Origin of the sequence: Vibrio sp. ED002, assembly GCF_023277445.1 — a bacterium.
GTDB classification, from domain to species: domain Bacteria; phylum Pseudomonadota; class Gammaproteobacteria; order Enterobacterales; family Vibrionaceae; genus Vibrio; species Vibrio jasicida.
This window is the reverse complement of record NZ_CP080238.1, coordinates 3220594-3247265: the sequence shown is the minus strand read 5'-3', so window position 1 is coordinate 3247265 and position 26672 is coordinate 3220594. Positions and strand designations below refer to the sequence as shown.

Below are 26672 nucleotides of genomic sequence, written 5' to 3'. Positions count from 1 at the left end.
ATGGAAAACATTCAAACCCTCACTCAGCTGTTAAATAACAGCCATTGTGAATATCAAATCTTCGACCTTGGTCGTCGTATCAAAACCATCGATGCACAAGTGTTTGCGGATGTGGAAAAAGGCCAGTGCCCTTACCCATTCCCAATGCAGCGTAAAGCGCACCTCGCGATCGCGTACTGGAACGAGCAAAAGCAGCCTTGGATTTGGTTTCTAAAATTTGAGCTGGATGAACGTGGTTTGCTAAAGCAATCCGATATCGGTAACTTCATTAAATACGTTGTAGAGGCGATGGGAACTCGTCTGAATGAGGAAATGTCGGAAGAGCAACAACAAAAGCTTTCTAACAACCCATATACTTTCAAACCCGCTGAAGAGAAGATGGCGGTATTTCATAGCCGAGTTCGCGCTAGTTTAGATTTACCCACCAGCCAGTATTACGAACATACTCAGCACTATTTCACTGGTGGTCTCGGTTGGGAAAACTGGCAAACCGTTGGTCTACAAGGTATTACGGATATGGCCGCACGCCTTGGCCAAGAGCAAAATGCAGTGACACTACGTAAGGCCTTAAACCATCTACCAAACGAACCACGCTACGCTCTGCTTGGTGCCCTAGAACATGTAGAACTGCAAGAGCGCCTAGCACAGCGTATTGCAGAACAAGCACAGAAAGAGATTGAAAGTGATGAGCCTGATCTGTTCCTATTATCTGCCTTAATCCGTGCTCTCGCAGGCGCATCGTCGGAAATTTCACTGCCAGTGTTAAACACAATTTTACAAAGCCCACGTTTAAGTCATCAAGAGGTCTTAATTGGTATCGCAGGCCGCACTTGGCACTTATTGGCTAATGCAAATGTCGCTGAGCAGTTTTTACTGCGCCTTGCTCAAACAGGCAACCAAGCACTCTTCAACCAATTATTTGCCGACTTAGTGATGCTGCCAGAACTAAGAATGGTTCTGCTACCTCTATTACACTCTAGCCCATCGGAAGAGCTAGCGACGGCATTAGTCAAATTGCAGCAAGCGACCAAGGGATAATAAAGGATTAGGGATGATTGGTGACTTACTAGCCATTTTAGGACTGTGCTTTTTCTGCTTTTTGTTTTGGCAACAAAGACGCCAATCAGAATTAGCGAAAGCGGCTATTACACGCAAATGCGAGCAACTTGATCTGCAATTGGTCAGCATCGCATTTGGTGCACATAAAATGAAAACGCCAGACGGAACCTGGCGTTGGCATACAGTGTATCAATTTGAGTTCTCATCTCTTGGTGACGATTGCTACCAAGGAGAATTGACGATGATCGGGTTTAGGCCGCTGAACTTTCACCTACCGCTACATCGCTTGTAAATTCCATTTCAAAGTAAGGGCCGTATAGGTCCTTGCTTTCTCTTGTCTTTGTAAATCCAAGTTTTTCCAGTACTGCCATGGATGCTTTGTGATGACTATTCACATTTGCTTTGACTTTGTGTAGTCCAAGCTCACGGCACGTCTTCGGGAAAAACGCCTTTAGCGCTTCTGTTGCTAATCCTTTACCCCAATAAGCTTTATCAAAGATAAATCCCAGCTCTGGTTCATGCTCCAGATTCGAAATGAACACGTGTCCCATATAGTCACGGCTGGTACTTTCAAGTACCGCCATACTGTAGACATTCTCATCATCCAGAATCTTCTCAAACAACTGTTTCGCAGAAGACACGGTATGTGGTCCATTCATCTCTGCGCGATTCTTAGCGCAGCAATTTAACATCACGAACTCTAGTTGCAACGACTCATTGTAGGGTAGAAGAAGCATTCTTCTGGTTACTATGGTCACATCTGTTCCTTGATTACAGCAAACTTAATTTATCCGCATAGCAGAAGCTCAAGAGCTATTCATTTGTTATGCGGTACATAACGCCTTTTAGAGAAGCCGAAAGTTAAACCAACTGATTGGAAAGAATATTGATCTGGATTGTTTTTTATTCAGTGTTATGAGGAATTTATAAATTATGTGATATTGACACTTTTAATTATCTGAAATTATGAAAGTGCAAAATAAGAAAGACCCCGACACTAGCGTATCGGGGTCATAGTCTTACTCGCAGCAGTCCGGCTACTAAATAGTGCTCCATGCATCATCCATAATAGTGGCTGATTCCGTCAGCTTAGTCCTTACGTCGCCGTCCTAGCGGTGTCCTTATCATCCTGATAGCTAACAATCCTCGTTAGCGCGCATCACTTGTTCCTTGAGCGGTGTCCATTGCATCTTCCTGATGCTGTCCTTACCTCAATCCTAAGAGGGGTCCATTGTCTATCCTTAGTCATCAACATCCTATTGATGATTGTGTCCTTACAATGTCCTGCGCTCCGTGCTTGATCACTCATCCTGAATAATCAAATCGTCGTCCTGACGATGACCAAATCCTTGGTGCTTTCCTGTTCCATGTCTGCTTCCTGCCGACAAGGTTTAATTTACGCTTTTCCTTGTAAATCACAATCAGCCCAAGATATTCTTTTGTTTGAAAACTTAGTTAAAAATATGTTAAATCGTTATTTTTCATAATCTTATGACAACTAATTTCTTTTGTTCTGACGACGAAATCGTTTTCTCTCACAACCTCTGTGAGAGATCTCGCACAAGGGTCTGCCGAAATTGCCATTCGCTAATTTCAGCGCCTCAACGTATGATGACAGAAGTCATTTTAGTAGGGACAAAATATGTTAACTCAAGACGTCACTAAAGAGCTGGAAGCCGTGATGGAGCAGTTGCAACAGCAAGGTAAAGAGCCAACCGTTGCTCTGGTCAAAGCTCGAATGAAAACGCCTGTGCCTATGCCAGCATTAATCGCAACCATCAAAAGTTGGAAAAGCGCGAATCGCATTCCTAAAGTTGAAGTTGCGGTACAAACACCGAAAGAAGAAGATCGCATCACCATTCTGGAAAACACAGTAGCTAAACTGGTGGCTCGTGTTGAAGAGCTTGAAGCCAAACTAAATGAGAAAACAGCATGAAATTATGGGTAGATGCAGATGCTTGTCCGAAAGTCATTCGTGAGACTATCGTACGTGCGGCAGAACGAACCGGTGTTGAGTGTACCTTTGTTGCAAACCACGTAGTTCCTGTACCCAAGCGTGCCAATATTCACTCTCTGCAAGTGCCTGCCGGTTTTGATATTGCGGATAACGAAATTGTTCGTCGTGTCGAAGCCAATGATCTGGTGATCACATCAGATATTCCACTTGCAGATGAAGTCATTAGCAAAGGCGCATTGGCGCTAAGTTCACGAGGCGAGCTTTACACGAAAGATACTATCAAAGCGCGACTCAATATTCGTGACTTTATGGATACCATGCGATCAAGCGGTATTCAAACGGGAGGGCCAGCAGCGCTGTCTCAAACGGAACGTCGCGAGTTCGCCAATCACCTCGACAGAATCCTCGCAAAACGTTAGGCATTCATTTTTACCCACGAAAATCGTCGCCAGTGAAATGAGAACCTCAAAACTCCGTTCTTTGTTGTTATAACAAGAATGGAGTTTTATTTATGAACGCACGGATCGTCGTCCCCTTTTCATTATTTTTCTTTTCTACGACGTTGCTTGCCAGCCAAGAACCCTTTGGCATTGTTGGCGGTAGTATCACCTCTGGCGAAAGCGCTTTTTCCGTCAAAGACACACCTCAGTTGGGTGCGACACCTAACTTGTTCTATTCCGGCCCTATTGGCTTTGTCGATGGCAGCTTAGCCAACTGGCAAGCATTAACTTATTTTGGCCTATCGGCTAATTGGCGCTTTGCGGAAGTCTCCAACACCTTTGTCGATTTACCAAATGGCATCACCGATCGCGATGGCAATGGTGAACTTGGTATTACTTTGGGCACTGTTGGCGCAAGATTGACTTATCTGCATGATGTCACCTCAGATCACAATGGTTACGAAGTTCAACTGCATCTCGGCCGGACACTAGAGACTTGGTTACCACCGTTTACCCTCACCCCCTTTCTAGAAGTCGATTACCGAGATAAAAAACTCTCTAACCATCTGTACAGTGTCTCTGCGCGAGAAGCGGCAGCATCAGGGCTAAGAGAATTTAAAGCCAATTCTACTTTTGTTTACCAAGCAGGACTTATTGGTCTTTATGAAGTCACACCATCTTGGATTGCAATCACCAAAGCAGAATTTATTCATCATGACAGTGACAGCACATTGATACAGCGTGATATAGGTTGGTCGTTAGAAGTCGGTCTAACCTATCGTTTCGCAGGTCTTTGAACGAAAAAAGCCTGCGATAAACGCAGGCTTTGATTGAACTGAGTGAGGTTGCCTATTAAGGCGTGTAGTATGTCGCTGCACCTGGACCTACTGGTAGACCGAATACGAATACCCACAGGTAGAACAGTACACTCCAACCAACAAGGAAGACAATCGAGTAAGGCAACATGGTCGCGATCAGCGTACCGATACCTAGATTCTTCATGTAGCGCGTTGCTACCGCAAGGATAAGACCGAAGTAGCTCATCATTGGTGTGATGATGTTCGTCGTTGAGTCACCGATACGGTAAGCCGCTTGAATGGTTTCAGGAGCGTAACCGACTAGCATTAACATTGGTACAAAGATTGGTGCTGTTACTGCCCACTGTGCTGATGCTGAACCAATCATCAAGTTGATGAAGCCACACATTAGGATGAAGGCGAAGAACAGCATTGGACCAGTTAGACCAATTTCTTGAAGGAAGCTTGCGCCTGCTACTGCAAACACTTGGCCAAAATTCGTCCACTTAAAGAAAGCAACAAATTGCGCCGCGAAGAATACCAGTACGATGTACATGCCCATTGAAGACATTGACTTCGACATGGCATCAATGACATCACGGTCATTCTTCATCGTACCAACTACGCGACCGTACACAAAACCCGGTACCGCGAAGAAAACAAAGATAAACGCGACGATACTCTTCAAGAATGGAGAGCCCGCTACTGTGCCAGCGTCAGAACGTAGAACACCATCAGCAGGAACAATAGTCCATGCTAGTAGTGCAGACACTGCCAATACTGCGATACCCGCAAGCTTAAGGCCTTTTTTCTCTACGTCAGTTAGACCGCCCATCTTGTCTTGAGACAAGTCTTCAGCCGCTTCTTCGTCATTATATTTACCAAGTTTTGGTTCAACGATTTTCTCAGTAACAAATGCACCGGTAATCGCGATGAAGAAGGTAGAAACAAACATGAAGTACCAGTTTACTTCTGGACCAACAGAGTAAGTTGGGTCAATCATCTGTGCTGCTGTTTCAGTGATGCCTGATAGCAGTGGATCAACCGTACCGATAAGTAGGTTTGCAGAGTAGCCGCCCGATACACCAGCAAATGCAGCGGCAAGGCCAGCTAGTGGATGACGACCTAATGAGTGGAACAACATTGCTGCCAGTGGAATCAGTACCACGTAACCAAGCTCAGAAGCCGTGTTTGAAATGATACCAGCGAAAACAACGGTTACAGTAACCATGCGCTGAGAAGCGCCCATTACTAGGCCACGCATTGCAGCAGAAAGTAGACCAGAATGTTCTGCAATGGCAACACCAAGCATCGCAACCAAGACGGTACCTAACGGTGCGAAGCCAACAAAGTTTTTCACTAGATTTGTAACAATCAGCTGTAAGCCTTCAGCATTTAGCAAGCTTACGACTTGAATCATACCATCAGCAGCACGGCCAGGCGCACCCTCTGGGCGCGGATCGACAACGGAAACTTCAAAGTAACCAGCGATACCCGACATAACTAGGATTGCAAGACAGAAAATGGCGAAAAGTGTGATTGGGTGGGGTAAAAGGTTCCCCAAATATTCAACTGTATCTAGAAAACGCGTGAACAGCGGCTTCTTTGGTGAGTTTTGTTTCATTGAAGCAGATGAACTCATCTGTTCCCTCCTTGTATTTATTCCTGCGCATTTGTGACAAAAATGTCATAAAGCTTGCGCAGGGTACTCGACACAAGGGTTAAGTGAAAGTTCAAAACGTTACAGAATGTAACTCAAAGGCGGATTTATGACCTATTATCGATAAAAATATAGTTATATCACCCACATATAGATCATAAATCAGAATTATAAGTCACACCATCCCATAAATCGACACGATATTTATGGTTATTTCTGCACCGCCTTAAAGCGTGGGTTCGTTTTGCAAATAACGTATAAACGCCCTCTTCTTTTTACGATCTGACAATCTGGGTGACGGCTTTTTGCGCTCTTTAATGACTTAACAACCTTCATTTTTTACTCCTTATCTTTATTGAATTGACCAAAGCGGCGATTGAAGTTCGCAATACGACCTTCAGCTTGTACGACACGTTGCTTGCCTGTGTAAAACGGGTGAGAGGCAGATGACACATCCAGTGTGAAATATGGGTAAGTCTTGCCGTCTTTCCATTCAATGGTGCGATCAGTCTGTAGTGTCGAACCAACAACAAAGTATTCGTCTACGCTGGTGTCATGAAATACTACAGGACGGTATTCAGGGTGAATGCCTGGTTTCATATTAAAATTTCCCTCTTGAAGAATTGTTATAATATAACATATCAATTAGGAATCATTCTCAACAAAAAAGCAAGCGGAATTTTGTGGTACTTTAGTTTTCATCTTCCATGTATAAGACACCATATTCATGTATTCCATTGAGCCTATTGGCGTAATTGAAAGCCCATATAAAGAGAAGTTTGCGGTCCCTCGCCAACCTCGCTTGGTGCCTGCGGCGCATTCACGTGTCAAACTTCAAGGCGCAGCAAACAGTCCAGAAGCCCTTCGTGGTTTAGAGCAGTTTTCTCATGTATGGCTACTGTTTTTGTTTGATCAGAACTTAGAAGCGGGATGGAAACCCACCGTGCGCCCGCCTCGTTTAGGAGGCAATGAACGTGTTGGCGTCTTTGCGTCACGTTCTACTTTCCGTCCCAATGGCATTGGCATGTCGGCAGTGGAAGTCAAAGGTATTAGCAAGAAAGGCGATCAGATCTATTTGGATCTTGGTAACGTAGACTTGGTCGATGGCACGCCAATTGTTGATATCAAACCATACATCCCCTACTCAGATTCTATTACAGAGGCACAAGGTGGCTACGCAGAAGACGAACCCGAAACATCTCAGATCGGCTTTTCTTCAGCTGCACTGGCGGCACTCAAAAAGCGTAGCGATACTGAGTATGTCAGAACAGTGATCGAGCAAGTTCTGGCACAAGATCCTCGTCCGGCTTACAAGAAAAACAAGCCTGACAGTAAGGAATATGCGGTAAATTTGTTCGATCTGAACGTTAAGTTCACGGTTAGCGATAACTTAATAACAGTTACTGCGATTGAAAGCTTTTGACAAAGGCATTTGGCTGATATTATAAGCGGCTAACAATTTTCCCTTTGTGGGACCTCATGCTCCTGTCCATTCTGGCTTGAGTATCTAACTTTAATAAACGGATAAATTTAATGCGTACCAGTAATTATCTTCTTTCTACTCTGAAGGAGACTCCAAACGACGCAGAAGTAGTGAGCCACCAGCTCATGCTACGCGCGGGTATGATCCGTAAGCTGGCTTCAGGTCTATACACCTGGCTGCCTACTGGTCTACGTGTGCTGCGTAAAGTCGAAAACATCGTTCGTCAAGAAATCGACAATGCAGGTGCAGTCGAAACTTTGATGCCCGTTGTTCAGCCGTTTGAACTATGGGAAGAGACAGGTCGTTCTGAGAAGATGGGTCCTGAGCTACTTCGCTTTACTGACCGTCATACTCGTCCGTTTGTTCTTAGCCCTACAGCTGAAGAAGTGATCACTAGCCTTGTGCGTAACGAAGTGAGCTCTTACAAACAGCTTCCGCTAAACCTGTACCAAATCCAGACTAAATTCCGTGATGAACGTCGTCCACGTTTCGGCGTAATGCGTGCACGTGAATTCTGCATGATGGATGCATACAGCTTCGACATCGACAAAGAAGGTCTAGAGAAATCTTACCAAGCGATGCACGACGCTTACTGTAAAGCATTCGATCGCATGGGTCTTGAGTACCGTCCAGTACTTGCTGACTCTGGCGCTATCGGTGGTAGTGGTTCTCAAGAGTTCCACGTACTTGCTGAAAGCGGCGAAGACCTAATCGCATTCTCTACTGAGTCTGATTACGCAGCGAACATCGAAAAAGCAGAAGCGGCAGCACCTGCAGGTGAGCGCGCTGAGCCAACTCAAGAGATGACGTTGGTTGATACGCCAAACGCGAAAACAATCGCGGAGCTTGTAGAGCAACACGGTCTAGCAATCGAGAAGACAGTAAAAACTCTATTCGTTAAAGCCTCTGATGAAGTAGATGCTGACATCATTGCTCTTATCGTTCGTGGTGACCACGAGCTAAACGAAGTGAAAGCAGAAAACCTACCTCAAGTTGCTTCTCCATTAGAGATGGCATCAGAAGAGGAAATGCGTGCACTGATCGGTGCTGGCGCTGGTTCTCTAGGCCCTGTTGGTCTTGAACTGCCATTCATCGTTGACCGCTCTGTTGCTGTAATGAGCGACTTCGGCGCAGGTGCAAACATCGACGGCAAACACTACTTCGGTATCAACTGGGGCCGTGACGTTGAATTAGGCCAAGTTGAAGATCTACGTAACGTAGTAGAAGGCGATCCAAGCCCATGTGGTCAAGGTACGCTAATGCTTAAACGTGGTATCGAAGTTGGTCACATCTTCCAACTAGGTAATGTTTACTCTCAAGCGATGAACTGTGGCGTTCTTGGTCCTGACGGTAAAAACGTTATCCTAGAAATGGGTTGTTACGGTATCGGTGTATCTCGTGTTGTTGCTTCTGCAATCGAGCAAAACCACGACAAATACGGCATCATTTGGCCAGACGCACTAGCGCCTTTCCAAGTGGCTATCGTGCCAATGAACATGCACAAGTCTGAAGAAGTGAAAGAAGCGGCTGAGAAGCTGTACGCTGAACTGACGGCTATGGGTATCGAAGTACTATTCGATGACCGTAAAGAGCGCCCAGGCGTGATGTTCTCTGATATGGAACTTATCGGCATTCCTCACACTATCGTGATCGGTGATCGTTCAATGAAAGAAGGCAACTTCGAGTACAAGAACCGCCGCTCTGGTGAGAAAACAGCGATTGCTATGGCAGACATCGTTGAACACATTAAAGCTCAACTGCAATAAGCACATTGTGCTGAATACAGAGTGATAAAAAGGGTTGGCTTCGGTCAGCCCTTTTTTACGTCTGTTTTTTAAGCCTTTTGGCCCTACCTAATATTGGCGCTGTTAATCTTTGGTTCAGACTCATCACCTTACACTGGATTCAATCTAGTAAGGAGGTCATTCATGGATCTAAAAAGTCTTCTTAACCAAGCGCTCAAATCAGACCTAATCAAGCAAGGTACCGATGCGATTGGTAAACAAACCAGCAATATCAAATCCTCATCAAGCTCTAGCCAACTGAAAACACTTGGTGCCGGCGCGATTGGTGGCGGTCTTATCGGCATGTTAATGGGCTCTAAAAAGAGCAAAAAGATGGCCAAGAAAGTCGGTACAGGCGCACTCAAAGTCGGTGGCGCAGCGGCATTAGGTGCTCTGGCTTACAAAGTCTACAATGATTGGCAAGCGAAGCAGGGTACGCAGGGCGTCAACGAAACCTTCGATCCTGATGACAACAAACATGCAAAACTGATCCTTAAAGCCATGATTGGTGCAGCCAAAGCCGATGGCCACGTCGATGAACAAGAAATGGCTCGCATCGAACAAGCACTGACAGAAATGGGCGCAGATGATCATGTAAGACAGTTGGTTCATCAAGAACTGCACAAGCCGCTCGATCCAGCAGAAATCGCGCGTTTAGCAACGTCGCCACAACAGGCATCAGAAATTTATCTGGCGTCGTTGATTGTGGCCGATGAGCAAAACTTTATGGAGAAAACGTATTTGCAGGAGCTTGCGAAGCAACTCAACCTTTCTCCAGAGGTCACTTATCAGTTAGAAGCACAATTACAGTGATGAATGTTTGCTCAAGTTGCGTGTTAACTTGAGCCAAAACAATTCTCTGCTTTGAGTTTCAAAACGGCTATGTGTATATTTGAGAGCAGTTATCATTTCTTAAGGATTTAGCCATGCAAGTATACGGCTGTTGTGAATTAGTTCGTGAGCTTTACGCTCAAATCGGTAGTGGCGATCAAGGCTACATTCCTCAAGCGATCTCGTGTGCAGTAAAAGCGTTAAACGACATCGCTGCCGACGAATCCCTACCAAAAGAAGCTCGTGAAAAAGCCGCGTTTGCAGCAGCAAACCTGCTGATTTCAGATTTTGAGGATAAGTAATGAATCTGGCAAATTTTGAGTCCATGGATCCAATCATGTTAATGAGCATCGTCAATATGAAGCTGCGTGACGACTTTGGCGGTGATCTGGATAAGTTGGTCGTATTTTTTGATATCGACCGTGCTGCGCTTGAAGCAAAGCTAGCGACGGCAGGTTTCGATTTCTTACCTGATGCAGGTCAGTTCCGTTAATCGTGAGCCGAGACGGATAGCAAAAACACGAATAGAAAAAAGGGCTTGATGCATTCATCAAGCCCTTTTCTTTTATGTTTTGAGTCAGCTTATTAGCCGAACGAAGCCCAGATAACAGTCGCCACGAGAATCGGACAAACAAACTTCACGTATGCAGGCCACAACTTACCAAACCAACCTTGGGTGAACTCAGGACAACCTTGTTCAAGCTCTTTGATTTTCGAGTGACGATTCCATACCCAACCACCAAACAGACAGAACAACAGTGCTGCCATCGGTTGTAAATATTGCGTCGCGATAGTCGCAACCATGCCAAATAGTGCGCCGAAGTTAAATACGATAACCACACTGAACAGCGCAATCAGGCCACCCAATACCCAGCTTGTCGTGCTGCGTTTAGTGTTGAATCGCTCACCAACCAGAGCAACCGGACATTCAAGCATCGAGATAGATGACGTCAGTGCTGCAATCGTCAGCAGTAAGAAGAACACGATTGAGAACAGTTGGCCAAGCAAACCTAAGCTATCAAACATCAGCGGTAGAACTGTAAATACCAATGTATCTGAACTTAATAGCGAACCATCTTCTGCATAGATTTGAACGCCTTTTTGCATCGCAACGAACATTGCTGGCATCACCACTAGACCAGCAATAAAGGCAACTGCGGTATCGACCATAGTCACGTTCATCGCCATCTTCGGCAGGTTCTCTTTCTTACTTAGGTAAGAGCCATAGATAAGCATCGAACAGCCACCGATGGTCAGTGAGAAGAAGCCTTGCCCCATTGCGGCAAGGATAAGTTTGCGATCCCATACTTTCTCGAAATCAGGCACTAGGTAGTGCTTCAAACCTTCCATCGCACCGTCTTGCGTCATGATGTAGATGAACAGCAAACCGAACAGAACAAACAGTGCTGGCATTAAACGTGTCGACCACTTCTCAATGCCCTGCTTCACGCCGCCTTGTACGATCAAAATGGTTAATACATAAAATGTAATCGTACCAAACAAGTTGCGTTCAACGCTGAAGCCTTTCAACCATTGTGTCGCCGCTTCCATGCCCATGATGTCGGTCACTGCACCCAACATAAAGCAGATCAACCAGCCGCCTACAATCGAGTAAAACGCCAAAACCGCACTTGGCACACTCAGGCCAATCCAACCAACTAAGCCGCCAAGCTTCTTGCCCACAGGGTTGTCTGTTAGAGAACGCATACTGTCTACTGGGTTTGCTTGACCATGACGACCGATCGCCATTTCAACCACCAGCATTGGGAATGCAACGATAAGAATCATCACCAAGTACACCAACAAGAAGGCACCACCGCCGTTACTTGCTGCTTGGGTAGGAAAGCCCCAAATGTTACCTAGACCCACTGCAGCACCTGCTGCCGCTAAGATGAATCCAAGGCGTGAGCCAAAATGCTCACGAGGCTGAGAAGAAGTTTGTTGTGTCATACCACTCACACAAAATATCAATGAACTAGCTAACTAGTACAGTATAGCAATATCTTCTACTCAACAAGAGTCATTAGGTTAATTACTCGACAATCAGATCAATTAGCAGACATTCAGTTTGTAAATTTCCACGTACATCTCATATTCGCCAAGTATCGTTTTTTGTCTTTTTGATGAATTTATAAATCAGCGTGAAGTGAGCCGAAAAATAATGAGCCGAGTTGTAAAGTACGAATAGTTCAACGTGATTTCGTGTTGAAAAGTGAAACATAACGCTTCGAATTTCTCTCCTGATGTCTATTTATCAACTAGTTATCTAATTAGTTCAACAGAACATCTTGTAACTCAAGGAGAGAAAAATGAAGGTCACGCTACTGCATGGTGCGGTCATCGCGGCACTCAGTGTCAGCTACCAAGCTCAAGCTTATAACTGCCAAAATTTATCAGCATGGGATGGTACCACCGTTTATAACTCTGGCGATCAAGTACGGACCCAAGGCGCAGCTTATGAAGCGGCCTATTGGACCCAAGGCAATAATCCGGTAAACAACTCGGGACCATGGGAGGCTTGGAAAGGCCTTGGGCAATGTGATGATGGCGGTACAAACCTACCTCCAACAGTCTCATTCTCTTCTCCAACCGATAACGCACAGATACCAGAAGGCAGCGTAATAACGCTATTAGCCAATGCTGCTGATGAAGATGGGCAAGTGGCTCAAGTAGAGTTCCTTGCTGGGAATCAAACTGTTGCAATGGTAAGCCAAGCCCCTTTCCAAGCTAACTGGACAGCAGTAGAGGGTGTATCTCAGTTAACGGCAATCGCCACCGACAACGAAGGTGCGGGAACCACAACCAATGTTTCTATCTTCGTTCAACCACAAACCGAATTGCCACCTCCAACCGTTTCTCTAACGAGCCCAACAGGTACAGAAACACCAAGTGTAGGTGACACTATTTCGGTAACGGCCGATGCAGCAGACAGCGATGGTTTAGTCACCCAAGTTGAGTTCTTCGTAAACAACCAATCCGTGGCTGTCGATACTGCGGCTCCATATGAATATGTCTGGACGGCGGCAGTCGGTACTCATACCTTCAAAGCGCAAGCAACCGATGATTCGAACCTGTCAACCATGAGCCAAGAAGTCTCGCTCGTCGTCAGCGACTCTAGTTCTGGCGGTTGTGCAGACGCCGTGCCTTATGTGGCAGGTAACCGCTATGAAGCAGGTGCACTCGTCTCTAATCTCAACCAGAAATATCGCTGTGATGTTGCAGGCTGGTGTTCTTCTGATGCAGCCTGGGCTTATGAGCCGGGTGAAGGTTTGTACTGGCAGGATGCGTGGACTGGGCTAGGTGCTTGTTCGACACCGCCTCAAGTCGCTATTACCGCACCAAGCGAAGGACAAGTCTTGCTCGCAGGTGACAGTGTTGAAGTCTCGGCGGATGCCAATGATGCAGACGGTAACGTGACTCAAGTGGAGTTCTTCGCCAATGGCACCAGTTTAGGTGTGGTTGCTCAAGCACCATACTCAGTCTTGTGGAGTGCAACGCTGATTGGTACCAATCAACTAAAAGCCGTTGCCACAGACAACGATAACAATACCTCCGAGTCTGTCGTTAACGTGACTGTGAGTGACCAAGATTTGGTGATTTCATTGACGTCACCGAGTGCAGGTCAAACCGTCGGTTTAGGTAAGAATCTCGTTCTAAGCGCAGATGCAACCTCACTAACCTCTGCCGTGAAACACGTCGACTTTATGGTGAACGGTGCAATTGTCGCAACCGACACGACGGCACCTTACTCGGCGAACTGGACACCTGCCGCGATTGGTAGCTTTACGGTAAGCGCTCAAGCTACCGACCTTGCAGGTACAACAGCGCTTTCTGATGCGGCATCGATTACGGTTGTTGAACAAACTGAGAAACGTCATAAGTTGATTGGCTACTGGCACAACTTCGTGAACGGTGCAGGCTGTCCTATCCGCCTCGCTGACATGTCTGATGCATGGGATGTGATTGATATTGCCTTTGCAGAAAACGACCGTAACAGCGATGGTACCGTGCACTTCAACCTGTACTCTGGTGACATCTATAGTGATTGTCCTGCGCTAGACCCAACTCAATTCAAGCAAGACATGGCCGCTCTGCAAGCTAAAGGTAAGAAGTTTGTTCTGTCTCTTGGTGGCGCAGAAGGCACAATCACGCTCAACACAGACCAAGATGAAGCAAACTTCGTATCGAGCCTGACCGGATTGATTGCTGAGTGGGGTTTTGATGGTTTAGATGTGGATCTAGAAAGTGGATCTAACCTGCTGCATGGTTCGCAAATCCAAGCTCGTTTAGGTGGTGCGTTGTTGCAAATCGAGCAGAACATGGGCGGCGATATGTACCTAACCATGGCACCTGAGCACCCTTACGTACAAGGTGGCTACATTGCTTATAGCGGTATTTGGGGCGCATACATTCCTGTGATTAACGAGACACGCAGTACACTCGACCTACTACATGTTCAGTTATACAACAACGGCGGCCTGCCAAACCCATACATGTCTGGCTCGGCACCAGAAGGCTCAGTGGATATGATGGTGGCGCAATCTAAGATGTTGATTGAAGGCTTTGAATTAGCAGACGGCACCATGTTTGAGCCACTGCGTGATGACCAAGTCGCGATTGGCTTGCCGTCGGGTCCAAGTTCAGCTAACTCAGGTCAGGCGCCAACACAGAACATCCTAGACGCATTAGATTGCTTAACCAAAGGCACTTCATGTGGCACAGTGAAACCAGCATTCAACTACCCGAACTACGCTGGTGTGATGACATGGTCAATCAATTGGGATGAACACGATGGCTTTAACTTCTCAAAACCAGTAGGCGATAAGTTAACTCAGATGAATGCGGAATAACTCGTATAGATACTGAATAGTACCCATGTAAAAAGAGCGCCGATAGCAGGCGCTCTTTGTTATTTGTGTTTCGCGAATTAAATCGTGAAGACTTGGTAATCTTTTAACGCTGGGATCTTCTTCAGCAGATCTTGCTCTTCACCTGCCATATCATCCAGTGATTCACACAAATCTTCCGCTTGTTTTTCGACGTCTTTCGAATGCTCAGCTAAGCGTTCTTGTACCTTGGCTTGCAGTTCCGTCATGCTTTCAGACAGCGCAGTCAAGTTCAAACCACCGTCTTCTTTCATCTTGGCAGACAAAGCGTCAAATGCGCTGGTTAGGAATTCTTTGTTAAAGATTTCTTGTGCCTTTTCGAAGTCTTGTGACCATGATTCTGTCATCGAGTCAAAACTGTCAGCAGGCAGAATAAAATCACCGTCTTTGTAGTAACGGGCTTCTACATCGGCAAAGAAATCCTTTACCGCAACCTTAACGTTATCAAACGAATCAGGCGCATCAAGGCTTACTGCGATATCATCGATGATGTCATTTGCTAGGGCTAAGCCATCACTCGCCAGCTGTTTCGCTTGCGGAATATAAGCATTCATCTTCTCGCGGTAACTTTCAATTGCCGCTTTTTGATCATCGTCTAGCTCGATCATTTCACCTTTGATGAACAAGTTATTGTCTTCATCGACGACCGCTTTTTCACCATTGGCATGTACGATTTCTAAGTTCTGACCATCCATACGAACTTCGTTGTTAATATCAACGCGACACTGGGCTGCGTAGCCACTGGCACTGATAGTCAACAAGGAGAGCGTGAGCAGTTTCTTCATTACTTTCTCTTTTTCATGATTATTCTGTTTAACTATAACAGCCACCTATGGGTGGGATGTCAGCAAATCGTCACGACTTCATAACAAGTTGTTTTATTGCCAATTTTCATCTCTACGTCCTCCCCTTCTTCTTTACCCATCAAAGCACGACCAAGAGGGGATTTAGGGGTAAGTACAAACACCTCTTTGCCTTGCCATTCGACAGTCAGTCCGCCAGAGCGAGGGCCGATAAAGAAGGCTTTTTCAACATCGTTCTCGTCCACTAATTCCACATAAGCACCAACCGCGATACGAGCATCAACAAAATCACGCAACACAAGAGTGCGGTACTGGCGAAGCTCTTCTTCACTTTCTTGCACGCGCATTGCCTGTCCATGCGCAAGATAAGATGCCTCAAGTGCTAGCGTATCGTATTTATGCTCAGGGACAGTTTCTTCATCTGTCGCAGCGTCAATAGCTCGCTGTGTAGAGGCGTGAGCAACTTGCAGCTTCTCTTCTAAGTGTTGAATGATAATTTGGACTAAGTCAGCTTTGTTCATACTTTTAGGGCGCGCATTAAGCATTTAGAATGTGGTAATTTAAAGAATCGTTTTCTGCGACAGTTTACCATCAAATAGAGGTTTCCCTATTATGCAAAGTGACCCACTTCAGCAAACACTTCAGTCTGTGTTTGGTTTTGATTCTTTACGATCAGGACAGCAACCCGTCATTGAAGCTGTGATGAGTGGTCATTCCGCTGCCGCAATCTTTCCGACTGGCTCAGGTAAATCACTGTGTTACCAACTGCCCGCGACTTTGCTACCCAATCTAACGTTAGTGATCTCGCCGCTTTTGGCTTTAATGAAAGACCAATTAAGCTTTTTACAAAGTCGAGGGATTCCTGCGGCATCAGTGGACAGCAGCCAAAGTCGCGAAGAAACTCAACAAGTAATGGCGGGCGTAAAAAGTGGCAAGATTAAAATCTTGATGATCTCGGTTGAACGCTTGAAGAACGAGCGCTTTCGAGAGTTTATTCGTCAAGTTCCTATCTCTTTAATGGTGGTCGATGAAGCGCACTGTATATCTGAATGGGGCCACAACTTCCGCCCTGATTACCTCAAACTTCCGCAATATCAGCAAGACCTCAACATCAAACAATCTCTATTGTTAACCGCCACTGCAACCCCTGCGGTTATTGAAGATATGCAGAAGAAGTTCAATATCGCGAGTGAACACATTACAGTGACTGGCTTTTATCGCCCTAACCTTAATATCTCCGTTATTCCTTGTGAAGAAGCGAATAAGCCCACTCAACTTGGCGATCTTATTACGGCTGCACCAAAACTTCCGACCATCGTCTACGTGACACAGCAGCAAACCGCCGAGCAAGTGGCAAAGTCTTTGATCCATTTAGGCGTCAATGCACATGCTTACCACGCTGGCATGAAAAGCGAAATCCGCGAACAGATTCAACATCAATTTATGGCGTCACAAATTGACTGCATTGTCGCGACCATCGCGTTTGGTATGGGAGTCGATAAATCCGACATTCGCCGAGTAATTCACTTTGACTTACCTAAGTCAATCGAGAACTACGCGCAAGAAATTGGACGTGCAGGGCGTGATGGCGAGCATTCAGAATGCATTTTACTTGGGAATACTTCGGGCTTAACCGTCCTAGAAAACTTTGTGTTTGGTGATACCCCAGAACCGAGCTCAATTCATTATGTGTTGGAGCAAATTCGCGAGCATGCTCCTCAATGGGAAGTAATGGCTTTGCGTTTATCTCGAGACAGTAACATTCGTCAATTGCCATTAAAGACACTGCTAGTTTATTTGGAACTCGCCCAAGTTATTACCGCAAAATACAGTTATTTTGCTGAATATCGCTTCAAGTTTTTGCAAGATCAGCAATTCATTCTCAACCAATTTCACGGTGAACGTCGCCAGTTTATTGAGGCTATTTTTACCTGTTCGACAAGGGCCAAAGTTTGGTGTCAGGTTGATTTGGAAGCGCTGTGGATGCATTACCAATCGGAGAGAAGTCGAGTGGTTGCGGCTTTGGATTACTTCCATCAAAACGGCTGGATTGAGCTGGAAAGCAAACAACTAACAGATGTGTATTCTGTCCTTCCAGAAACTCAAAGCCAAGACGGACTCGCTCAGCATTTGGTTGAATTATTTCAATCCAAAGAACGCAAGGATATTGAACGTATCCATACCATGCTGAATTTATTCCAATCTGAAGATTGCTTGAGTCATCAACTGGCCCATTACTTCGCTGATCACAATGCACCCACGCAATGTGGTCACTGCTCAGTATGTCGCGGGCACGTCGCTACGTTTCCAAGCTCTCAAAATGAAATACCTGAACTCACTCACCTATCAGCATGGATTAACGAATTCATCCAACTATCACCTACCGCCGTCAGTAATGCAGCGGTTTCTCGCTTTTTATGTGGCATTAGTACGCCACTTATCACTCAGTTAAAAGCGAGCAAATTGCAAGGTTATGGAGCAATGGCGAATGTCTCTTTCGAGCAAGTATTGAAACAAGTGGAAATCGCTCGATCCTAGAAAAAGCTCAATTGACGAGCTTGTGCTTCGGGCTTGAGCATCACACTCAAGCCCAGCAAACGAATTTCTCGACCATTTTGGCGTTTAAGAATATCACGCAGCAGCACCTTGAAATCCTCTAGTTCCAACTGGGGATGAATGTGCTCAATCGTCGTAAGTTGAAAGTCAGCAAACTTGAGCTTGATGCCTTGCTTGATGATCGATTTATCTGGATTGGCTTTCTCTAGCCGTTTTTCTAATTCTGGGTAGAGTTTTTCTTCTATTACTTTCCAGCATTCATCGTAAGTCGAGATGTTCTCGCTAAACGTACGCTCAACACCAACTGATTTACGTTCACGCTCTACCACTACTTCACGATCGTCAATACCGTGACTGCGTTTCCATAACGAAGCACCTTGACGCCCGAACTGACGCAGCAGTTCACGATAGTCACTGTTTTTAATATCTTCACATAAGTAGAACCCAGCTTGATGAAGCTTCTCCAAACTGACTTTGCCTACTCCAGGAATTTTTTCGAGTGGAAGTTTGTCCACCACCTCCTGAACTTTATCGGGCGGGATCACAAACTGACCGTTTGGCTTATTCATATCAGAGGCTACTTTGGCAAGAAACTTAATCGGTGCGATGCCCGCTGATGCGGTCAATCCCAGTTCAACATGTATATCGTGGCGAATCGATTCGGCAATTAAAGTTGCAGAGCCTCGACATGCTGATGAGTCCGTGACATCGAGATAAGCTTCGTCTAAAGAGAGAGGCTCGATGATTTGCGTGTAACGCTCAAAGATGGCACGAATCTGCTGAGAAACTTGTTTATACACGTGCATGCGCCCCGGAACCACAAGCAGGTTCGGACATAGTTGTAATGCTCTTGCGGTTGGCATTGCACTGCGTACACCAAACTTACGTGCTTCGTAATTGCACGTGCTGATAACGCCTCTCTGCTTTTCATGCCCACCAACCGCAAGGGCGACTCCCCGATAATTTGGGTTATCGCGCATCTCAACGGCAGCATAGAAACAATCCATATCAACGTGAATTATTTTTCTTATTCTTTCAAGCACGATCTACACACAAAACAAATACTGTTTAAAAAAACAGTATAGCCATAAATAGCCGCTTTGAAAATAGTGTTATCTGGAGTCAATAATCTGAATTATTGATAGCACTGTATTCACATTTCGTTATTATTGATGCAAGTAACACTAAAAGTAGGGACACTTCTTTGAGTAAGAAAATACTGGTTGTCGAAGACAGTCGCGCCTTCAGAAATTATTTGCATCAAATCTTAAGCCAAGCTGGTTATGAAGTGCTTGCCGTAGAGAGTTTTGAAGAAGCTAAATCCTTTTTGATGAATGAACATGACTTATTATGTGCCGTTCTCGACTATTGTTTGCCGGACGCACAGGATGGAGAGATCATCGACCTCCTCCTTGCTTGTAAACATAAGGTCATTGTGCTGACAGCCATGTTTCAGGAAGATATTCGAGAGCAAATGTTGGCAAAAGGTGTATTGGACTACATCCTGAAAGACAGCATGGCATCTGTCTCTTATCTTCTGCCATTGCTTAAGCGCTTGACCAATAACCAGCACCACAAATGTTTAGTTGTTGATGATTCGATGACCGTTCGTCACCATGTTGTTCAGCTATTAGAACATCAATACATTCAAACGCTTCAAGCCGAAAATGGACAAAAAGCCATTGAGCTCATCGAGCAAAATCCCGACATCACCTTGGTTTTGACAGATCATGACATGCCGGTAAAAGACGGCATCACTATGATCCGAGAACTGCGCCAAAAGCTGGATAAAAACCAACTGGCTATCCTAGGCATCTCTGGCAGTGACGACCACACCATGACCGCACGCTTTCTGAAGGCTGGCGCTAACGACTTTTTATATAAACCCTTCAACCAAGAGGAATTTTTCTGTCGTGTCCATCAAATCTTAGACATGAAAGAAGCGACTACCGAATTGTTCCGGATGGCCAACCAAGATTCATTAACTGGCTTATGGAATCGTCGATTTTTATTTGGTCAAGCTTGTTGCGGATGTGAACAGCGCAACATCGCGATGCTAGATATCGATTTCTTCAAAAAGGTGAATGATAATTACGGGCATGACGGCGGGGATGCAGCCTTGGTGATGGTAGCGAATATCCTGAAGATCTATTTCCCAGAAGACGTGATTGCACGCTTTGGTGGTGAAGAGTTCTGTATACAATCTTGTGGCAGTTATGATGAATTCGTCAATCGACTGGAACAAATGCGTCAACGTGTAGAGAAAACACCCGTACCTTATCAGGACGAGAGTATTCAAGTAACGATTAGCGTTGGAGTATCAAACATCGACGGCAACCTTGACCAACAGATTAAGGTAGCGGACGACCGGCTGTATCAAGCAAAAGGGAATGGCCGAAATCAGACCATTTACCAGTAACGAACATTCACTGCTCAGAAAAAATAAAACCCAGCGCGAAGCTGGGTTTTTCTGTCTAGGATTCACATATTAAGCAATGCGATCTTTTTCCCATGCAGCAAGTTTTTCAGCACGTAGTGCTTCACGAGCTTCACGCTTTTTACGTGCATCACATGGTTCAGGACAGTTACATACCTTCTCGATGCCTACCGCACCAAGACCACCACAACTGCCTTTCACTACCTTCTTCTGGAAGATGTAGCCAACTGCCATCGCGGCAATCACCGCAACAAAGACAGCAAAAGTAATTAGAAATGTACTCATTGGGACATGCTCACTAAGTTGTTATTTCTTCATGAACGGCTTGTATGCTTCCGAAGCCAGTTCTTTAAAACCATCGTCCGTTTTCACAATCATGAAAACTGGGATGTTATTTTCATTCGCGATTTCCATGCCTTTGTCTTCACCTAGCACCATAATACCAGTAGCAAGGCCATCAGCTGTCATCGACGACTTATCCAGTACCGTTACAGACACTACCTTATGATGAATAGGTTTGCCTGTTTGAGGATTGATGATATGAGAGTATCGCACACCATTGCTCTCAAAGTAATTACGATAGTCACCGCTTGTTGCAATTGCCATATCACCAGGCTCAATAATTTCTTGGATTGAGCGCTCATCAACAGTTGGCTTTTCAATCGCGATGCGCCATGGCACACCTTCGCGGTTAAGGCCTTTCAAGCGCATCTCACCACCAACTTCCACCATATAGTTGTGAATGCCTTGAGAGTGCAAGTAATCGGCTACTACATCCACCCCCCAACCTTTGGCAATAGTCGATAGGTCCACGTATAGGTTCGGGATGTCTTTTGACATCTTGTTACCTTCAACGGAAAGATGATGAATGCCAGTATTCGCTTTGCGTGCCGCCAGTTCTTCATCTGAAGGCACCACATCAGGGCGCGCTTCAGGGCCAAACCCCCAAAGATTAACCAATGGTCCTACCGTTACATCAAGTGCGCCTAAAGTAAGACCGTTAAGACGAATCGCTTCTTTCACTACCGTAGCGGTTTGTGGCGAGACTTCAAACGGTTCACTGGTTTGATGCTGATTAAATCGACTCAGCTCTGAATCTTCACGGTATGTCGACATTTGATCGTTCACTTCTTCAAGTAAGCGATCAATCTCTGCCTGCAAGACATCTGGTTTTGGTAAACCATCTTGCTCGATGTATTTGATGTTATAAGTCGTACCCATTGTTGGGCCACTTAGATGAATTTGATCTGCTGGTTGGTCACAGCCAGCTAAAACCAATAGAGAAGCGAATGCAACAAGCCATTTACTCACTTGTTTACTCCTATTGTTGTTAAATTGATATGGAAAATGGGTTCTCTTGAGATAAACCGATTTCCTATAGCAACTGTTGAATATCATTTTGTATTTTACAAAAAAGAATGGCTAGCTCTTACAGAGCTAGCCATAGATTCAATCACTTAGAGGGATTAACCACCGAAGTCATCTAGTAGGATGTTTTCATCCTCTACACCTAGATCTTTTAGCATGCCGATTACAGCAGCGTTCATCATAGGTGGACCACACATGTAGTATTCACAATCTTCTGGTGCTTCGTGATCACGTAAGTAGTTCTCGTAAAGAACATTGTGAATGAAGCCTGTGTAACCATCCCAGTTATCTTCTGGCATAGGGTCAGACAGAGCGCAGTGCCATACGAAGTTATCGTTGTCAGCCGCTAGGCCATCAAAGTCTTCTACGTAGAACATTTCACGCTTAGAACGTGCACCATACCAGAATGACATCTTACGCTTAGAGTGCAGACGTTTTAGCTGGTCGAAGATATGAGAACGCATTGGAGCCATACCTGCACCACCACCAACGAATACCATTTCAGCGTCAGTGTCTTTCGCGAAGAACTCACCGAATGGACCAGAAATCGTACACTTGTCGCCTTCTTTTAGAGACCAGATGAACGATGACATGATACCAGGTGGTACGTCTGGGTTGTTCGGCGGCGGAGTCGCGATACGAACGTTAAGCATGATGATACCGTGTTCTTCTGGGTAGTTAGCCATAGAGTACGCACGGATCGTTTCTTCGTTTACCTTAGACTCGTAGCGGAACAGGTTAAATTTATCCCAATCACCACGGTACTCTTCAGGTACATCGAAGTCAGCGTATTTAACGTGGTGAGCTGGCGCTTCAATCTGGATGTAACCACCAGCACGGAAAGGTACTGATTCGCCATCTGGGATTTGTAGCTTAAGCTCTTTGATGAATGTTGCTTTGTTATCGTTAGAGATAACTGAACATTCCCACTTCTTAACGCCGAAGATTTCTTCAGGAAGCTCGATGTCCATGTCAGTTTTCATTGCAACTTGACATGCTAGACGCTCACCTTCACGTGCTTCACCTTTAGTAATATGGTCAAGCTCGGTAGGTAGGATGTCGCCACCACCTGATTTAACTTTTACGCGACACTGACCACATGAGCCACCGCCACCACAAGCAGAAGATACGAATACGCCAGCACCAGCTAACGCAGATAGTAGCTTACCACCTGGTTGTGTAACGATCGCCAGTGAAGGGTCATCGTTCACAGAAATTGTAATGTCACCTGTTGGTACAAGCTTAGACTTAGCGAAAAGAATCACTAGTACTAGCGCAAGTACGATCAGAGTAAACATCACTACACCAAGAATAATGTCCATTGACTATTCCTTAATTAATGCGGTTTACCCGACTTACAGTTGAACACCAGAGAAAGACATGAAGCCTAACGCCATCAGACCTACAGTGATGAACGTGATACCAAGACCACGTAGACCAGGAGGTACGTCTGAATACTTCATCTTCTCACGGATACCTGCAAGAGCAACGATTGCTAGCATCCAGCCCACACCAGAACCGAAGCCGTAAACAACAGATTCAGCAAAGTTGTAGTCACGTTGTACCATGAAAGATACACCACCGAAGATCGCACAGTTTACTGTGATCAGCGGTAGGAAGATGCCAAGCGCGTTGTACAAAGGTGGGAAGAAACGGTCAAGAACCATCTCTAGAATCTGTACAAGTGCCGCAATTACACCGATAAAGGTGATGAAGTTTAGGAAGCTAAGGTCTACGCCCTCAACTAACGCGTTCTCTTTTAGAACTAGGTTGTAAACTAGGTTGTTCACAGGAACCGCGATAGTAAGTACTACCACTACTGCAACACCCAGACCAAAAGAGGTCTTAACTTTCTTAGATACGGCAAGGAAAGTACACATACCTAGGAAGAAAGACAGTGCCATGTTTTCGATGAAAATCGATTTAACTAGCAGACTGATGTAATGTTCCATGACGTCCTTACTCCTTCGCTTCGATTTGTTCAGGTCTGATAATGCGGATAGCCCAGATCATGAAACCGATTAAGAAGAATGCTGATGGTGCAAGTAGCATCAGGCCGTTTGGCTGGTACCAACCACCGTTGCTCACTAGAGGTAGTACTTCTAGGCCAAATAGTTTGCCTGAGCCAAACAGCTCGCGGAAGAAACCAACAGTGATAAGAACGAAACCGTAACCAAGACCGTTACCGATACCATCAATTAGAGATGGGATTGGCGCAGACTTCATCGCAAATGCTTCAGCACGACCCATTACGATACAGTTCGTAATGATCAGACCTACGAATACAGATAGCTGTTTAGAGATATCGTATAGGTATGCTTTAAGCACTTGGTCTACCACGATTACTAGAGATGCGATGATCGCCATTTGAACGATGATACGCACACTGTTAGGAATGTGGTTACGGATTAAAGAAACAGAGAAGTTCGACAGTGCGGTTACGAATGTTACCGCTAGTGTCATTACAAATGCTGTTTCTAGTTTAGTTGTTACTGCAAGAGCAGAACATACACCAAGAACCTGCAACGCGATCGGGTTGTTATCCAACACCGGTGCCATAATGCTCTTTTTAATGTTTTGTGCGCTAGACATTAGTTCAGACCTCCGTCACGAACTTTTGCTAGGAATGGACCAAAGCCCATGTCACCTAACCAGAAGTCGAATGTACCTTGAACACCGTTACCAGTTAGTGTCGCACCAGATAGGCCGTCAACGCCGTGTTCAGAACCTTCTGGAGCACCACCTTTAACAATCTTGATTGCTGGTTTGTGGTTCTCGTCGAATAGTTTCTTGCCAACGAATTGAGCACGCCATGCTGGGTTCTCTACTTCACCACCAAGTCCAGGAGTTTCACCTTGCTCGTAGTAAGTGATACCAGACACAGTGTCACCGTCAGTTTCAACCGCAACGAATGCGTACATCATTGACCAAAGACCTGTACCGTGAACAGGGATGATAACTTTAGATACTTCATCACCGCTTTTCACTAGGTAAACGATACCTGTATTAGCACGACGTAGGATCTTAGCTTTGTCTTCATCAGCTGTTAGCTTGATAGACTCTGCTGGATCTTTCGCTGCTTTACGTTGGTCATAGTTAGCTGCTGTAGAACCGTCTTCTGCAGTCTCGACAAAATCACCTGTTTTGAAGTCAACTAGACGAGGTTCAATGTACTCAGCAAATAGCTCAGGTACTTTTTTACCGTCAGCTTCAATGCCAGCAACTTCTACAATCTTTGATTGCTTATCTAGGACAGCGTTAGCTTTTTGCTTATCACGCAGGCCTACTGCCGCTGTTGATACGATGATTGAACAAACAAGGCTCAACCCGATAACAACACCCAGCGTCTTTTTAATGCTGTCGTTATTACTTGCCATAGCGTGCTAGTCTCCGCTTGATGTTCTTCTCGATAACTACATGGTCGAACAGAGGTGCGAATAGGTTCGCGAATAGAATCGCCAGCATCATACCTTCTGGGTATGCTGGGTTAACTACACGGATCATCACACACATTGCACCGATAAGGATGCCGTACCACCACTTACCACCGTTGGTAAATGAAGCTGATACTGGGTCCGTCGCCATGAAGAACATACCGAATGCAAAACCACCTAGAACTAGGTGCCAATGCCAAGGCATGTTGAACATTGGGTTGGTGTCAGAGCCAATCACGTTGAACAACGTAGACACTGCAATCATACCGATCATTACACCCGCAATGATGCGCCATGAAGCGATTCGCATGTATACGATCATCGCTGCACCAATCATTAGAGCTAGAGTCGATACTTCACCAATTGAACCTGGGATGTTACCGATGAAAGCATCCATCCAAGTGATAGGAGCGCCAGTGATGTTGTTGATCAACGCGCCGCTACCGCCGTGAGCCCATTGGCTAAGAGCAGTTGCACCAGAGAAGCCGTCAGCTGCTGTCCATACTACGTCACCCGAGATTTGAGCTGGGTAAGCGAAGAATAGGAACGCACGGCCTGCAAGTGCAGGGTTAAGGAAGTTACGACCAGTACCACCGAAGATCTCTTTAGCTACAACAACACCAAATGTGATACCTAGTGCCGCTTGCCATAGAGGTAGCGTTGGTGGAACGATAAGTGCGAATAGAATAGAAGTTACAAAGAAACCTTCGTTAACTTCGTGCTTACGCACCATACAGAAAAGCACTTCCCAGAAACCACCAACAATAAATACTGTTGCGTAGATTGGTAGGAAGTAAGTCGCACCTAGTAGCATTTTACTGCCAACACCTGCTTCAGCACCTATGGTGCCGCCAAGCATTTCTGTTAGCCAGTAGTGCCAGTTACCAGAGATAACTGTCGCTAGTTGATCACCAGCGTACATGTGGTTAAGTGCTGCGATAGCTTGGCCACCCGCGTTGTACATACCCCAGAACATTGCTGGGAATACCGCGAACCAAACCATGATCATGATACGTTTTAAGTCAACGCTATCACGGACGTGCGAGCTACGTTTTGTTACTAGACCTGGCGTGTAGAAAAGCGTTGCCGCTGCTTCGTACAGTGCAAACCATTTTTCGTGTTTGCCGCCTGGTTCAAAATGATGCTCGATATCCTCTATGAATTTCTTAAGCATGGA

General features: G+C 45.5%; 28 protein-coding genes. 13 read left to right on the top strand and 15 right to left on the bottom strand.

Annotation, left to right across the window (positions count from 1 at the left end; all coding sequences use genetic code 11):
• Complete coding sequence (locus ITG12_RS15110; protein WP_248873186.1) at positions 1 to 1038, top strand: DUF3549 family protein; 1038 nt, start codon at positions 1 to 3, stop codon at positions 1036 to 1038.
• 13 nt (positions 1039 to 1051) lie between these two features.
• Positions 1052 to 1351 (top strand): DUF3301 domain-containing protein, encoded by a 300-nt coding sequence (locus tag ITG12_RS15105; RefSeq protein WP_248873185.1) that lies wholly within the window; start codon positions 1052 to 1054, stop codon positions 1349 to 1351.
• Here the strand turns inward: ITG12_RS15105 and ITG12_RS15100 are convergent.
• Complete coding sequence (locus ITG12_RS15100; protein ID WP_248873963.1) at positions 1311 to 1796, bottom strand: GNAT family N-acetyltransferase; 486 nt, start codon at positions 1794 to 1796, stop codon at positions 1311 to 1313. The two genes, ITG12_RS15105 and ITG12_RS15100, sit on opposite strands and share 41 nt — an antisense overlap.
• Positions 1797 to 2701: 905 nt before the next feature.
• Between ITG12_RS15100 and ITG12_RS15095 the strand changes: the two genes are divergently transcribed.
• The 3 genes from ITG12_RS15095 to ITG12_RS15085 all read left to right on the top strand — a co-directional run bounded on the left by ITG12_RS15095 (position 2702) and on the right by ITG12_RS15085 (position 4253).
• Positions 2702 to 2995 (top strand): hypothetical protein, encoded by a 294-nt coding sequence (locus ITG12_RS15095; RefSeq protein ID WP_038864680.1) that lies wholly within the window; start codon positions 2702 to 2704, stop codon positions 2993 to 2995.
• Positions 2992 to 3435 carry a YaiI/YqxD family protein gene (locus ITG12_RS15090; RefSeq protein ID WP_038864678.1) on the top strand — a complete coding sequence of 148 codons (444 nt, stop codon included), beginning with the start codon at positions 2992 to 2994 and terminating at the stop codon, positions 3433 to 3435. The genes ITG12_RS15095 and ITG12_RS15090 overlap by 4 nt, the downstream gene beginning before the upstream one ends.
• Before the next feature lie 92 nt (positions 3436 to 3527).
• Positions 3528 to 4253, top strand: a complete 726-nt coding sequence (locus tag ITG12_RS15085) for a MipA/OmpV family protein (RefSeq protein ID WP_248873184.1) — start codon at positions 3528 to 3530, stop codon at positions 4251 to 4253.
• A 55-nt stretch (positions 4254 to 4308) separates the two neighbouring features.
• On the opposite strand, the gene ITG12_RS15080 is transcribed toward ITG12_RS15085, so the two are convergent.
• The 3 genes from ITG12_RS15080 to ITG12_RS15070 form a co-directional block, all read right to left on the bottom strand.
• Positions 4309 to 5895: an AbgT family transporter gene (locus tag ITG12_RS15080; RefSeq protein WP_038864674.1), complete on the bottom strand. Its 1587-nt coding sequence runs from the start codon at positions 5893 to 5895 to the stop codon at positions 4309 to 4311.
• Positions 5896 to 6123: 228 nt separating this feature from the next.
• Positions 6124 to 6249 (bottom strand): type B 50S ribosomal protein L36, encoded by a 126-nt coding sequence (gene ykgO / locus ITG12_RS15075; RefSeq protein ID WP_005380299.1) that lies wholly within the window; start codon positions 6247 to 6249, stop codon positions 6124 to 6126.
• Positions 6250 to 6252: 3 nt separating this feature from the next.
• Complete coding sequence (locus ITG12_RS15070) at positions 6253 to 6513, bottom strand: type B 50S ribosomal protein L31 (protein WP_038864672.1); 261 nt, start codon at positions 6511 to 6513, stop codon at positions 6253 to 6255.
• Between the two features lie 127 nt (positions 6514 to 6640).
• Here ITG12_RS15070 and tsaA point away from each other — a divergent pair, with 127 nt between their 5' ends.
• The 5 genes from tsaA to ITG12_RS15045 all read left to right on the top strand — a co-directional run bounded on the left by tsaA (position 6641) and on the right by ITG12_RS15045 (position 10504).
• Complete coding sequence (tsaA, locus tag ITG12_RS15065; RefSeq protein ID WP_248873183.1) at positions 6641 to 7336, top strand: tRNA (N6-threonylcarbamoyladenosine(37)-N6)-methyltransferase TrmO; 696 nt, start codon at positions 6641 to 6643, stop codon at positions 7334 to 7336.
• Positions 7337 to 7446: 110 nt separating this feature from the next.
• A complete protein-coding gene (locus ITG12_RS15060; RefSeq protein WP_063344108.1) occupies positions 7447 to 9162 on the top strand; it encodes a proline--tRNA ligase in 1716 nt (571 codons plus the stop codon).
• Positions 9163 to 9324: 162 nt separating this feature from the next.
• Positions 9325 to 9993: a tellurite resistance TerB family protein gene (locus ITG12_RS15055; protein ID WP_248873182.1), complete on the top strand. Its 669-nt coding sequence runs from the start codon at positions 9325 to 9327 to the stop codon at positions 9991 to 9993.
• Positions 9994 to 10106: 113 nt separating this feature from the next.
• The gene (locus ITG12_RS15050; RefSeq protein WP_038864665.1) at positions 10107 to 10313 is read left to right on the top strand and encodes a YaeP family protein; all 207 of its coding nucleotides are present in this window, start codon (positions 10107 to 10109) and stop codon (positions 10311 to 10313) included.
• On the top strand, positions 10313 to 10504 hold the full coding sequence (locus tag ITG12_RS15045; protein ID WP_042600065.1) for a DUF4250 domain-containing protein: 192 nt from the start codon (positions 10313 to 10315) through the stop codon (positions 10502 to 10504). Before ITG12_RS15050 ends, ITG12_RS15045 begins: the two co-directional genes overlap by 1 nt.
• 92 nt (positions 10505 to 10596) lie before the next feature.
• Here the strand turns inward: ITG12_RS15045 and ITG12_RS15040 are convergent, their stop codons facing one another.
• Complete coding sequence (locus tag ITG12_RS15040; RefSeq protein WP_248873181.1) at positions 10597 to 11961, bottom strand: sodium-dependent transporter; 1365 nt, start codon at positions 11959 to 11961, stop codon at positions 10597 to 10599.
• A gap of 359 nt (positions 11962 to 12320) precedes the next feature.
• On the opposite strand from ITG12_RS15040, the gene ITG12_RS15035 reads away from it, so the two are divergent.
• Entirely contained in the window at positions 12321 to 14861 is a 2541-nt protein-coding gene (locus tag ITG12_RS15035; protein ID WP_248873180.1) for an Ig-like domain-containing protein, read from the top strand.
• A 77-nt stretch (positions 14862 to 14938) separates the two neighbouring features.
• On the opposite strand, the gene ITG12_RS15030 is transcribed toward ITG12_RS15035, so the two are convergent.
• Positions 14939 to 15682 (bottom strand): YggN family protein, encoded by a 744-nt coding sequence (locus ITG12_RS15030; protein ID WP_038864657.1) that lies wholly within the window; start codon positions 15680 to 15682, stop codon positions 14939 to 14941.
• A gap of 59 nt (positions 15683 to 15741) precedes the next feature.
• On the bottom strand, positions 15742 to 16221 hold the full coding sequence (locus ITG12_RS15025) for a GreA/GreB family elongation factor (protein WP_248873179.1): 480 nt from the start codon (positions 16219 to 16221) through the stop codon (positions 15742 to 15744).
• Positions 16222 to 16312: 91 nt separating this feature from the next.
• On the opposite strand from ITG12_RS15025, the gene ITG12_RS15020 reads away from it, so the two are divergent.
• Positions 16313 to 18238: a RecQ family ATP-dependent DNA helicase gene (locus ITG12_RS15020; RefSeq protein WP_248873178.1), complete on the top strand. Its 1926-nt coding sequence runs from the start codon at positions 16313 to 16315 to the stop codon at positions 18236 to 18238.
• Here the strand turns inward: ITG12_RS15020 and dinB are convergent.
• A complete protein-coding gene (gene dinB / locus ITG12_RS15015) occupies positions 18235 to 19263 on the bottom strand; it encodes a DNA polymerase IV (protein ID WP_042603798.1) in 1029 nt (342 codons plus the stop codon). The two genes, ITG12_RS15020 and dinB, sit on opposite strands and share 4 nt — an antisense overlap.
• A gap of 197 nt (positions 19264 to 19460) precedes the next feature.
• Between dinB and ITG12_RS15010 the strand changes: the two genes are divergently transcribed.
• Positions 19461 to 20675, top strand: a complete 1215-nt coding sequence (locus tag ITG12_RS15010; protein ID WP_038864651.1) for a diguanylate cyclase — start codon at positions 19461 to 19463, stop codon at positions 20673 to 20675.
• A 69-nt stretch (positions 20676 to 20744) separates the two neighbouring features.
• Here ITG12_RS15010 and nqrM read toward each other — a convergent pair whose 3' ends face one another.
• The 7 genes from nqrM to ITG12_RS14975 all read right to left on the bottom strand — a co-directional run bounded on the left by nqrM (position 20745) and on the right by ITG12_RS14975 (position 26669).
• Positions 20745 to 20978 (bottom strand): (Na+)-NQR maturation NqrM, encoded by a 234-nt coding sequence (gene nqrM / locus ITG12_RS15005; RefSeq protein ID WP_005427386.1) that lies wholly within the window; start codon positions 20976 to 20978, stop codon positions 20745 to 20747.
• A 21-nt stretch (positions 20979 to 20999) separates the two neighbouring features.
• Positions 21000 to 22004, bottom strand: coding sequence for an FAD:protein FMN transferase (locus ITG12_RS15000; RefSeq protein WP_038864649.1), 1005 nt, complete (start codon positions 22002 to 22004; stop codon positions 21000 to 21002).
• A gap of 155 nt (positions 22005 to 22159) precedes the next feature.
• Entirely contained in the window at positions 22160 to 23383 is a 1224-nt protein-coding gene (gene nqrF / locus ITG12_RS14995; RefSeq protein ID WP_038864647.1) for an NADH:ubiquinone reductase (Na(+)-transporting) subunit F, read from the bottom strand.
• A 33-nt stretch (positions 23384 to 23416) separates the two neighbouring features.
• The gene (nqrE, locus tag ITG12_RS14990; protein WP_005436652.1) at positions 23417 to 24013 is read right to left on the bottom strand and encodes an NADH:ubiquinone reductase (Na(+)-transporting) subunit E; all 597 of its coding nucleotides are present in this window, start codon (positions 24011 to 24013) and stop codon (positions 23417 to 23419) included.
• Between the two features lie 7 nt (positions 24014 to 24020).
• Entirely contained in the window at positions 24021 to 24653 is a 633-nt protein-coding gene (locus ITG12_RS14985; protein ID WP_005436651.1) for an NADH:ubiquinone reductase (Na(+)-transporting) subunit D, read from the bottom strand.
• On the bottom strand, positions 24653 to 25438 hold the full coding sequence (locus ITG12_RS14980; RefSeq protein WP_038864645.1) for a Na(+)-translocating NADH-quinone reductase subunit C: 786 nt from the start codon (positions 25436 to 25438) through the stop codon (positions 24653 to 24655). Before ITG12_RS14980 ends, ITG12_RS14985 begins: the two co-directional genes overlap by 1 nt.
• Positions 25428 to 26669: an NADH:ubiquinone reductase (Na(+)-transporting) subunit B gene (locus ITG12_RS14975; RefSeq protein WP_005436648.1), complete on the bottom strand. Its 1242-nt coding sequence runs from the start codon at positions 26667 to 26669 to the stop codon at positions 25428 to 25430. Before ITG12_RS14975 ends, ITG12_RS14980 begins: the two co-directional genes overlap by 11 nt.
• Positions 26670 to 26672: the final 3 nt, after the last annotated feature.